This is a genomic window from Streptomyces rectiviolaceus, assembly GCF_039533825.1.
GTDB lineage: Bacteria > Actinomycetota > Actinomycetes > Streptomycetales > Streptomycetaceae > Streptomyces > Streptomyces rectiviolaceus.
Genome location: NZ_BAAAUG010000023.1, coordinates 1,217 through 12,071, shown reverse-complemented (window position 1 = coordinate 12,071; position 10,855 = coordinate 1,217). Strand labels below are relative to the sequence as shown.

Here is a 10,855-nt window from a genome sequence, read left to right as displayed (position 1 = left end):
TCGGCATGCTCGGCTTCCGAGAGGCCGAGCTCAGCGCCCGGCTGCTGTCCATCTGCATGGTGTGCGAGATCGCCATCCTGGTCGCACTGGACATCGCCATCCTGGTCCGCGAGGGCGGCTCGGCTCTCCCCTCCGCCTCCTTCGCCCCGAACGAGGTGCTCGCCCCCGGGCTCGGCGTCTCCGTGATGTTCGGCTTCGCTTCCTTCCTCGGCTTCGAATCGGCCGCCCTGTACAGCGAGGAGGCCAAGGCGCCACGCCGCAGCGTCCCCCGCGCCACCATCATCGCCGTGCTGACGGTCGCCTCGTTCTACGCCCTGACCAGCTGGGTCGCCGTCGGCGCTCTGGGACCCGACCGGGTACGCGCCCAGGCCGAGGGCCACCTCGGCGATCTGTTCTTCCTGCTCAGCGACAGCTACCTGGGGCACCCGGCCACCGTCACCATGCAAGTCCTGCTGTGCACCAGCCTGTTCGCCGCCTGGCTGGCGCTGCACAACGCCGCCAACCGGTACATGTACGCCCTGAGCCGCGACGGGCTGCTGCCGGGCGGCCTCCACACCACGCACGCGGGGCACGGCTCCGTGCACCGGGCCAGCGTGGTCCAGTCCGTCTTCAGCGCGGTGGTGGTCACCTTGTTCGCCGTCGCGGGTCTCGACCCGTACGTGAACATGTCGACCAGCATGCTGGGCCTCGGCACCCTCGGCATCATCCTGCTGCAGGCCGTGGCCTCGGTGGCCGTGATCGGCTACTTCCGTCATCAGCGCGAGGGACGCTGGCAGACCGTCGTCGCGCCCGCGCTGGGAGCCCTGGGGCTGATCACCGCGGCGATTCTGGTGGTGTCGAACTTCGACGTGCTGACCGGGACCACCGATCCCGTCGTCACCGCCTTGCCGTGGCTCCTGCTGGTGGTCGGCGGCATCGGCGTCGGCCTTGCCACCTGGCTGCGCTCGGCCCGCCCGGACCGGTACGCGCGCCTGGGCGGCGCATCCGTGCCGGCGCCGGCTCCGGAGCCCACCGCCGCGGAGCCCACCGCCCCGGCCGGGGACCCTTCCGGCAGCCTCTCCCAAGCCGCGCCGTGACTCCGCCTCGATCCGGGAGCCGCGCAGTGAAAGGACCAGATCCAATGGCTCGTGAAGCCGAAACGCATGCGGACATACCCTTCGGTCCCGAAGACACACCGTGGCAGAAAACCTTCAGCGGCCTACGGGTTGTCGGCGGACGCCCCTACGGCACCCCACCGTCCTCCGACCCCCGGGCGGCCTACATCAGCGTTCCCGAAGTGCCCCACCACAAGGTGCAGTTGCCGCCCACCGGACTGGACGCGGAGCAGTACACCGAGGCCGAGGCGCTGTTTCGCAGTCACATAGACACCCAGACGCGCAACTTCGCCGGCTACCAGGTCACCAGCGCCCTCGACTACGAAGAACGCCTGGGGCACTATCTCAACCGGCACCTCAACAACGTCGGAGACCCCTACCAGTCCAGCTCGTACACGCTCAACTCCAAGGTGCTCGAGCGGGCCGTACTCGACTACTTCGCCTCGCTGTGGCACGCGAAGTGGCCGCACGACCCGGAGGACCCCGAGTCGTACTGGGGCTACGTCCTGACCATGGGCTCCAGCGAAGGGAACCTGTACGGCCTGTGGAACGCACGGGACTACCTGTCCGGCAAGCCCCTGCGCACGCACCAGCGCGAGCCGGGCACGGTGGCCGTCGGGCAGGAACTGCTCGGCGAGGGCCCGCACGACTTCCATCCGGTGGCGTTCTTCTCCGAAGACACCCACTACTCGCTGACCAAAGCCGTACGGGCGCTGGACATCGACACCTTCCACACCCTGGGCTCCACGCGCTACCCGGACGAAAACCCCCTCGCACCAGGGGCCCCCTGGCCGCGGGAGGTGCCCTCCACCGAGCACGGCGCCATCGACGTCGAACAACTCGCCGTGCTGGTACGGTTTTTCGCCAGTCGCGGTTACCCGATCCTGATCAGCCTCAACTACGGGTCCACCTTCAAAGGCGCGTACGACGACGTCGAGGCGGTCGCCCGCACGGTGCATGGCATCTGTGCCGAATACGGTCTTGACAACCGGCGCGTCGACCGCAGAGGCGGCAACAGCAGCGACTGCGACGAGCGGCCGGGATACTGGGTGCACGTCGACGGGGCACTGGGAGCCGGTTACGCGCCCTACCTGGAGATGGCCCGGGACGTCGGCATGGTGGAGCAGGCACCGCCGGCCTTCGACTTCCGGCTCTCCGGCGTGCACTCACTGACCATGAGCGGCCACAAATGGATGGGGACACCGTGGGCGTGCGGAGTGTTCATGACCCGCACCGGAATGCAGATGGCCCCGCCCAGGGCATCGGAGTACATCGGCTCCGCCGACACCACCTTCGCGGGCTCCCGCAACGGCTTCTCCTCGCTGCTGATGTGGGACTATCTGGCCCGTCACTCCTACGACGACCAGGCCAGGCTCGCGGCCGAGTGCGACGGCCTCGCTGCCTACACGCATGAGCAACTGCTCGCGCTCCAGGAGCAGTTGGGACAGGACCTGTGGGTGGCCCGCAGCCCGCAGTCGCTGACGGTACGGTTTCGCCAGCCACACGCGGACATCGTCCGCCGCTACTCCCTCTCCAGCGAAACCGTGCACGTCGACGGCGCCGCGCGCACCTACGTCCACCTGTACGCGATGCGCCACCTCACCGGCCAACGCGTCGACGAACTCATCGGCGAGCTGCGACAGCCGGGGGCTTTTCCCCTGGCCTCGTACACCGGGACCACATCGCGATGACCTTGATGGCGCACCACGTTCGAAAACCGGGCCGCTTGGAGAGGCCCCGGAGCTTGTTCACCCACGACGGCGAAGGCGGTCCACATGCTCCCGGGCAGGTGGGCCCCTTCTTTTCCGCAGTCGGCTCACGTCTTTGAGATGTCCCGAGCCGTCGCCGAGGAGAGACATGTCCGCTCAACAGCACGACTTCCGGCTGACCGCCGACGAGGTGGCGGAGTTCCACCGGAACGGATACGCGGGCCCCTTCACGCTCTATGAGCCCGACGAGATCGAGCGGGAGTGGGCCAAGGCCCGCCAGGACCTCATGGACCGCAGCGGCGCGGTGTACCGGGACGAATCCGATGGCTCGGGGGCGGCGAACCTGTCCAACTACGACCGGCACCTGGACAATGCCTTCCTCGCCGACCACATCACCCACCCGCACGTCGTGGACCGGGTCGCCTCCGTGCTCGGCCCGGACGTGCTGTGCTGGCGCTCCGACTTCTTCCCCAAGTACCCGGGGAACGAGGGCACGGACTGGCACCAGTCCGCCACCTTCGCCAACGCGTCCGGACGGCCCCAGATCCAGTGGCCGTCCGGTTCCGGTCCGGGCGGCTCCCTCACCGTGTGGTGTGCGTTCAGCGACGCCACCGCCGACATGGGCTGCCTGCAGTTCATCCCCGGCACGCACCGCACCATGCGCTACGACGAGACCAAGCCGATGCGCTACGACCCCGACCGGAACATCTCCGTGGTGAAGAACGGTGTCCCGCGCGGCTTCTTCGGCTACGACTACCGCGAGCTCCAGATCGACCCGGACTGGCAGCCGGACGAGTCGAAGGCGGTGTCCATGGAGATGCGGGCCGGGCAGTTCGTCATCTTCTGGTCGCGGCTCATGCACGCCTCGCACCCGCACACCGGCCGGACCAGGCGGATGCGCATGGGCTTCTCGGCGCGCTACGTCCCCACGTCCGTGCAGGTCTACCCCGGCGTCACGGAAGTCGAGGAGTACGGCGGACGGGCGAGCCTGGAGCGCTACGGGACGGTGCTGGTCAGCGGCAAGGAGGAGTACGGCCACAACCGGGTCGCCTGGCACACCACCAAGGGCCACCCCTTCTGGCGCCGCGGCGGTGACGGCGCCTGAGGGCGGCCGGCGACATGGTGCGCCGAGGCGAAGGCGCTGCCTCGGGGGAGGGGACGGCGCCTTCGCCTCGGCCGTGTGGTGGCCCGCGTCAGGGCAGGGCCACGACCTGGGCGGCGTGGGTCAGTCCCGCGCCGAATCCGACGAGCAGGGCCAGGCCGCCGCTGGGGACCGCCCCTTGGGACAGCAGGTGGTCCAGGGCCAGCGGGATCGACGCGGCCGAAGTGTTCCCGGCTGTGACGACGTCCTTGGCCACGACCGTGTGCGGGGCCAGGCCCAGGGACTTGGCGGCGGTGTCGATGATGCGCGCATTGGCCTGGTGGGGGACGAACGCGGCGAGGTCGGCGACATCAACTCCCGCTTCCCGCAAGGCCTGTTGGGCGATCTCCGGCACGATCCTGGTGGCCCAGCGGAACACCTCGGGGCCTGCCATCCGCAGATACGGCCAGGCGGCCTGCCCGCTGCGGACGTCCAGCCAGCTGCGGTCGTGGGCGATCATGTGGTGCCGCTCGCCGTCGGACCCCCAGACCACCGGGCCGATGCCGGGGCTCTGGGACGGGCCCACCACGACCGCCCCCGCGCCGTCGCCGAAGAGGAACGCGGTGCCGCGGTCCGTCGGATCGACGATGTCGCTCATCTTCTCGGAGCCGACCACCACGACGTTGCGGGCGTCGCCGGAGCGCACCAGCGCGTCGGCGAGCCCCAGAGCGTAGGAGAAGCCCGAGCAGGCGGCGCCGACGTCCAGGCTGCCCGCGCCGCGGGCGCCCAGCAGGCCGGCGACGCGCGGCGCCGCGGCCGGCGCCTGCTCCAGGAAGGACATGGTCGCCACCAGCACCATGCCGACGTCGGCGGGCTGGATGCCCGCCTGGGCCACCGCCTTGCGGGCCGCCTCCGCGGCCATCGTGACGACCGTCTCGTCCGGTCCAGCGAACCGCCGGGAGGTGATCCCGGAGCGGCGGCGGATCCACTCGTCGCTGGAGTCGATACGGGCGCATATCTCGTCGTTGCCCACCACACGGGTCGGCCGGTACACGCCGATGCCCAGGATGCGCGCCCCGGGCGGGCGCTCGGGAAGCCGCAGGGCGCCCATCACGCCTCCGCCCCGGCCGCTGCCGCGGCGGGCACGCCCACGACGGGCAGGTCACCGTCCTCGTAGCGCCGCTTGCACGCCCGGCGCTGCACCTTGCCGCTGGAGGTCTTCGGCACGGCCCCGCGCCGCACGACGAGCACGTCGTCCGGCGTGATCCGGTTCCGTTCCCGTACGGCGTCGTGGACCCGGCGGCGGATCTCCTCGGCGCCCAGGGAGTTGAGGAGCCGTCCGTCGGCCTCGACGACCACCACGAGCCGCTCGAGCTCCCCGTCCTCGCTGGAGAAGGCGGCCGCGCAGTTCGGGTGCGCTCCCGGCACGGCCAGTTCCGCGGAGAGCTCGATGTCCTGCGGGTAGTGGTTGCGCCCCTTGCGGATGATGACGTCCTTCACGCGCCCGGTGACGTACAGCTCGCCGTCGCGCAGGAAGCCGAGATCCCCGGTGCGCAGATGCGGTGTGCCGGACAGCTCCGGGTCAGCGATCCGGGCCCGGAACGTCTCCTCGTTCGCCTCGGCGCGGCCGTGGTAACCCTCCGCCACACAAGGGCCGTCGACCCATATCTCGCCCACCTGCCCGTCGACCAGGAGCCGGCGCGTGGCCGGGTCCACGATCCGTATCCGGGTGCGGCCGACCGTACTGCCGCTGCCGACCAGGGGGATGGCATCGGCGGCATGGTCGCCGACGGGCTGCGCGGTGCCGTTGCGCAGGGCCTCGGCGGACAGCCACAGGACGCTGGGCTCGCGGTCCTGGCGGGCGCCGGTCGCCTTCAGGGTGTTCTCCGCCAGGCCGTAACCGGGGCACATGGCCCGCGGGTCGAAGCCGTGCGGCGCGAACGCGTCGGCGAACGAGCAGATGGTGGCCCAGCGCACCGGCTCGGCACCGTTGGCGGCCACCCGCCAGCGGGAGAGGTCGCCGACGGCACCGGTCTTGCCCTCCGCGGCCGCCCGTACGCACAACTCGTAGGCGAAGCTGGGCGCGGCGGCATGTGTGCCGCCGAACCGGGCGAGCGCCTCCAGCCAGCGGGCCGGGCGCCGGATGAACGACTCCGGGGCCATCAGGTACGAGGGGATGCCCGCCCACAACGGCATGACGACCCCGAACAGCATGCCCATGTCATGGAAGAGCGGCAGCCAGTTGACGACGGTGCCGCCCGGCTCGCACGGCCACAGCTCGTCGGTCTCGACCACATTGGCAAGGAAGTTGGCGTGGCTGACCATGACGCCCTTGGGGTCGCCGGTGGAGCCGGACGTGTACTGGAGCAGCGCGATGTCCTCGGGGCCAGGAAGGGTCGGCCCGACGGCGTCCGGGTCGTAGCGCAGCGTGTCGGTGGCGACGAGCGTCAGACCGCTCAACTCCGGCATGTCACCGAAGCGTTCACGTACCTCGCGCGCGACCTCCGCGGTGGTCAGGACGGTCGAGGTCCCGGCGTCGTCGGCGATCCGGCGCAGCCGCTCGACCTCCTCGCGGCGCCGCGGCACCTGGACCGGTGCGCTGGCCACACGCGCGTACATGCACCCCAGCAGGGTCCGGACGAACTCCAGGCCGGAGGGGTAGAGCAGCACGGCGCCGTGCCCCGAGAGCCCCTCGGCCGCGAACCTGGCCGCCCGCATGCGGGCATCGGTGTGGAGGCGGCCGTAGGTGAGTGTTTCGTGGGGGTCCTCGCCGTTGCGCAGGAAGACATAGGCGGTCTGGTCGGGCTGCTTCTCGCCGCGCGACCGCAGGGCGTCCGCCAAGGTGTGCACGTCCACGGTCGAGTACGGTCCTGTGATGGTCACGGGTCGGATCTCCTCATGCATGCAGGGACTTCGAGCGGGGTGAGGTCGTCGGGGCTACTGCGTCATGGGCGCCGAGGCCAGCATCTGTTCCACCGCCGCCAGCACATTCCTGGTCGCCGTCGCGGCGGCCGGGACGATGTCGGCCATGAGGAGATATCCGTGCACCAGGCCCGGAGCGGGCACATGGTGCACCTCGACGCCGTCGGCAGCCATCCGGACCGCCAGCTCGACACCTTCGTCGTGCAGCGGGTCGAACTCGGCCGTGCCGATCACGGTGGGCGGCAGCCCGCGCAGGTCGGCGCCCAGCAGGTCGATCTCCGGGTCCGTGCGGCGCGCCGGGTCCGGCACGTACTGGTCGTAGTACCAGCGCAGGTCGTCGACTTCCGAGAGGTACCCCGAGCCGTACTTGTCGGCGGACTCCGACCGCAGCTCCGGATCGGTCGGCGGGTACACCAGCAGCTGCGCGGCGAACCCGATGCCGCCGTGGTCGCGGTGGTGCATCGCGATCCCCACGGCCAGGGCCCCGCCCGCACTGTCCCCGGCGATCACGTAGTGGCGGCCGGGGAAGGTGCGGTCCGCCCACTCGGACGCGGCGATGCCGTCCCGGAGCGGGCCGGGGTGCGGATGTTCCGGCGCACGGCGGTAGTCGACGGAGACGACGATCGCGCCGAGTTCGGCGCAGATACGACGGCAGACCGGGTCGTGCGTGTCGACGTCTCCGACCGTCCAGCCGCCCCCGTGCAGGTACGTCACCAGACGGCCCCGATCGGTGGGCGGCAGATACGTCCGGACGCCGAACTCGCCGTCGCCGCCGTCGATCAGCTGGTCCTTCGTCTCGATGCCCGCGTCCCGCGCGGCCCCGCCGCGCACATGGGCCGCCTGCGCGGCGTAGCGGTCGCGCACTTGGGCCACGGGGAGCGTGCGCGCCGGTTCGGGCCGGCCGCCGGCCTGCCATTTGATCAAGGCGCGGACGAATCGGTCCATGGCCAAGGGGGCTCTCCTTGAGTCACACCAGCGGAGGATTCAAGGGTTTGAATCCGCGCAGCCGGCTGTACATGTGGTACGGGTACGGCGCGGTGACCGAGCTGACCTTGTCGAGCCGGGACAACTGCTCGGCGTCCAACTGCCAGCCGATCGCGCCCAGGTTGTCCCGCAGCTGTTGTTCGTTGCGTGCACCGATGATGACCGTCGCCACTGTCGGCCGGGTCAGTAGCCAGTTCAGCGCCACTTGAGGCACGGTCCGGCCGGTCTCCGATGCGATGTCATCGAGCACGTCGACCAGGTCGTAGAGCCGCTCGTCGTCGATGGGCGGCGCGGCCGCGGCCGTACGGTGCAGCCGGCTCGCCTCGGGCAGCGGCCGGCCGCGGCGGATCTTCCCGGTCAACCGGCCCCAGCCCAGCGGGCTCCACACCACCGCGCCGATGCCCTGGTCGTGGGCGAGCGGCATGAGCTCCCACTCGTAGTCACGGCCGGCGAGCGAGTAATAGACCTGATGCGCGACGTACTTGGAGAAGCCGTGCCGGTCGGCGGCGGCCAGCGATTTCATCAGCTGCCAGCCGGCGAAGTTCGACGCCCCCACGTAGCGGATCTTGCCCGAGCGGACCAGGTCGTCCAGGGCCGCGAGCGTCTCGTCGACCGGGGTGCCGGAGTCGAACACGTGCAGCTGGAACAGGTCGATGTGGTCGACGCGCAGCCGGCGCAGCGACCCCTCGACCGCCTTGATAAGCCGGGATCGCCCCGTGCCCATCTCGCCGGGCTCGGAGCCGGTGGGCGTGCCCGTCTTGGTGGACAGCAGCACCCGGTCCCGGCGCCCGGAGATCGCCGCACCGAGCAGCTCCTCCGACTTGCCCTCCGAGTACACGTCCGCGGTGTCGAACATCGTCACACCGGCGTCCAGACAGATGTCGACCATGCCCCGCGCCTGCTGTTCGTCGGTGTTGCCCCAGGCGCTGAACAGGCTGCCGCGGCCACCGAACGTGGCCGCGCCCAGACTCAGGACCGGGACATGCAGGCCGGAGGCTCCGAGCCGTCGGTATTCCATGACCGTCTCCTCTCCACCAACTCCGCGGTCACCAGTCGATCAGCGTGAGGGAGACGGCGAACCCGCCGCCCATGCCGAGCATCAGGACCCGGTCACCCCGGCGCAGCGCCCCGGAGCGGGCCGCCCGGTCGAGGGTGAGCGGGACCGACGCGGAGCCGACGTTGCCGAACTCGCTGACCGTGCGGTGCAGCGTGGCGCCCGGCAGGTCGAGCTTCGACCACAGGTCGTCGAGCATGACCCCGTTGGCCTGGTGCGGGACGACGTGGGTGATGTCGGCCGGAAGCACCTCGCAGTCGTGCAGGAACTGCTTCACGAGCCCGGGCACCGTGTTGATGATGAAGTCCCGGACGGTGCGCCCCTCCATCGAGAAGTACTGCAGACCGGCGTCGTGCGCCTGCGGGTCGTAGGGCTGCCTGCTGCCGCCCGCCGGCACGACGACGAGGTCGGACATCTCGCTGTACATGTGGAACGCCGTCGTACGGATCCGGCGGTCGGCGTCGCCCGGGCCGATGACCGCGGCGCCGGCGCCGTCGCCGAAGAGGATCACGGTCTTCTTGTCTGCCGGGTCGAGGATCTGCGAGTACAGGTCGGCGCCGATGACCAGTCCGTAGCCGCCGGACTTGGCGATGATTCCGTGGGCCACGTCGAGGGCGAAGGAGAAGCCGGCGCAGACCGCGTTCACGTCGAACGCCGAGACGCCGGGCGTGGCCCCGCCCAGGTTCTGGTGCACGAACACGGCGGTGGCCGGCTGCTTGTGGTCCGGGGTCGAGGTGGCGACGACGATGGTGGACAGCTGGTCCGCCGTGATCCCCGCGGATTGAAGGGCTCTGCGCGCGGCGCCGGTGGCGAGGTCGGAGGTGGCCTGCCCCGGTTCGGCCCAGCGGCGCTCGCGGATGGCGGTCTTCCGTACGATCCAGGCGTCGTCGACCCCGGCGGGCGTACCGACCTCGGTGTTGGACACCACACGGTCCGGGACGTACGACCCGGTGCCCAGTATCGCGACAGGTGCTGAAGGCACAGGCATGGGCGACCTCATTCGGTGACGTCGGCGGGCAGGGCGAAGTCCGTGGTGGCCTCGGGCCACTCCGGTACCGACTCGATCTCCAGCACCGCCACGGTCAGCGAGTAGCCGCCGCCGGCACTGACCAGGAGCACCAGGTCGCCCTCGCGGATGTGCTTCTTCTCCACGAGCCGCGCCACTCCCGCGAGCAGGTCGCCCGCGCCCAGGTGCCCGGTGTAGCGGCCCCAGTCCATCAGCGACCGGTCGGCCGTGATGCCCAGCGGCTGGAGGAACTGAGCGTCCATCAGACCGTGGCCCATGTTGGGCATCAGGATCTTGGCGAAGTCGTCCAGCTTGTGCCCGGTCTTGTCGAGCACCGAGCGGACGGTGTCCTGCAGCGCCACCTCGGCGCGCTGCATCACCGACTCCTTGCCGACCTTGGCCAGGTACGACTTCTTGGGCGCGCGCAGATCGTCGACCTTGGGCTGCGGGGCGGTGGTGAACGGGTGGTTGCCGCGGTGCAGCGGCTCCAGCGAGGCGTCGGTGTACGACTCGATGGCGTGGACGCGGGCGAAGCCGCCGGCGGTGGAGAGCACCATGGCCGTCGCACCGTCGCCGACGACGATGCCGTACGCGCCCCGCCACCGGTCCATGCCGGGCAGGCAGAACCGGTCCGACGTGGTGACCATGGCGCTCGTCCCGCGGCCGGCCTGGAGCTGGGACACGGCCAGATCCATCGCGACCATGCCGCCGTTCGACAGCTGCTGCACGTTCACCGCGAAGGCGCCGGTGACGCCAAGTTCCCGCTGGATGTACGGGCCTGAGGTCCAGCAGTAGTCGCGGCCCTGGTGGTACACCGACGCGTGCACGAGTACGTCGAGCCGGCCGCCGACCACGTGCGCGGCACGGTCGAGCGCGCGCCGCGCCGCAAATGCCGCCATGTCGGGAACCGAGGTCTCGTCCGCGACGACCGGCAGACAGACCATTTTGTTCTCTTCGAAATCCTCGGCAGCGTACTTGTTGTCGGCCACTGCTTCCCTGGCCGAT

9 protein-coding genes are annotated in these 10,855 nt (G+C 70.5%); 3 read left to right on the top strand and 6 right to left on the bottom strand.

Annotated elements, in window-relative coordinates; translation table 11 throughout:
* The 3 genes from ABD378_RS07960 to ABD378_RS07950 all read left to right on the top strand — a co-directional run.
* Window positions 1–1,076: APC family permease (locus tag ABD378_RS07960; protein WP_344519789.1), on the top strand; the 1,076-nt coding region annotated here is incomplete at its 5' end.
* 200 nt (window positions 1,077–1,276) lie between these two features.
* Complete coding sequence (locus ABD378_RS07955) at window positions 1,277–2,785, top strand: pyridoxal-dependent decarboxylase (RefSeq protein WP_344519788.1); 1,509 nt, start codon at window positions 1,277–1,279, stop codon at window positions 2,783–2,785.
* A 166-nt stretch (window positions 2,786–2,951) separates the two neighbouring features.
* Window positions 2,952–3,908: a chlorinating enzyme gene (locus tag ABD378_RS07950; protein WP_344519787.1), complete on the top strand. Its 957-nt coding sequence runs from the start codon at window positions 2,952–2,954 to the stop codon at window positions 3,906–3,908.
* An 88-nt stretch (window positions 3,909–3,996) separates the two neighbouring features.
* On the opposite strand, the gene ABD378_RS07945 is transcribed toward ABD378_RS07950, so the two are convergent.
* The 6 genes from ABD378_RS07945 to ABD378_RS07920 all read right to left on the bottom strand — a co-directional run.
* Window positions 3,997–4,995 (bottom strand): beta-ketoacyl-ACP synthase III, encoded by a 999-nt coding sequence (locus tag ABD378_RS07945; protein WP_344519786.1) that lies wholly within the window; start codon window positions 4,993–4,995, stop codon window positions 3,997–3,999.
* On the bottom strand, window positions 4,995–6,767 hold the full coding sequence (locus tag ABD378_RS07940; protein ID WP_344519785.1) for a fatty acyl-AMP ligase: 1,773 nt from the start codon (window positions 6,765–6,767) through the stop codon (window positions 4,995–4,997). Before ABD378_RS07940 ends, ABD378_RS07945 begins: the two co-directional genes overlap by 1 nt.
* A 54-nt stretch (window positions 6,768–6,821) precedes the next feature.
* Window positions 6,822–7,751: an alpha/beta hydrolase gene (locus ABD378_RS07935; RefSeq protein ID WP_344519783.1), complete on the bottom strand. Its 930-nt coding sequence runs from the start codon at window positions 7,749–7,751 to the stop codon at window positions 6,822–6,824.
* A 22-nt stretch (window positions 7,752–7,773) separates the two neighbouring features.
* Window positions 7,774–8,808: an aldo/keto reductase gene (locus tag ABD378_RS07930; protein WP_344519781.1), complete on the bottom strand. Its 1,035-nt coding sequence runs from the start codon at window positions 8,806–8,808 to the stop codon at window positions 7,774–7,776.
* A 28-nt stretch (window positions 8,809–8,836) separates the two neighbouring features.
* Entirely contained in the window at window positions 8,837–9,832 is a 996-nt protein-coding gene (locus ABD378_RS07925) for a 3-oxoacyl-ACP synthase III family protein (protein ID WP_344519780.1), read from the bottom strand.
* A gap of 8 nt (window positions 9,833–9,840) precedes the next feature.
* On the bottom strand, window positions 9,841–10,855 hold a 1,015-nt coding region (locus ABD378_RS07920; RefSeq protein ID WP_344519779.1), incomplete at its 5' end, for a ketoacyl-ACP synthase III family protein.

Bases quoted from the DNA above. Each gene is read 5' to 3' on its own strand.
- ABD378_RS07950 (WP_344519787.1), top strand. From the start codon at position 2,952: ATGTCCGCTCAACAGCACGACTTCCGGCTGACCGCCGACGAGGTGGCG.
- ABD378_RS07945 (WP_344519786.1), bottom strand. From the start codon at position 4,995: ATGGGCGCCCTGCGGCTTCCCGAGCGCCCGCCCGGGGCGCGCATCCTG.
- ABD378_RS07935 (WP_344519783.1), bottom strand. From the start codon at position 7,751: ATGGACCGATTCGTCCGCGCCTTGATCAAATGGCAGGCCGGCGGCCGG.
- ABD378_RS07930 (WP_344519781.1), bottom strand. From the start codon at position 8,808: ATGGAATACCGACGGCTCGGAGCCTCCGGCCTGCATGTCCCGGTCCTG.
- ABD378_RS07925 (WP_344519780.1), bottom strand. From the start codon at position 9,832: ATGCCTGTGCCTTCAGCACCTGTCGCGATACTGGGCACCGGGTCGTAC.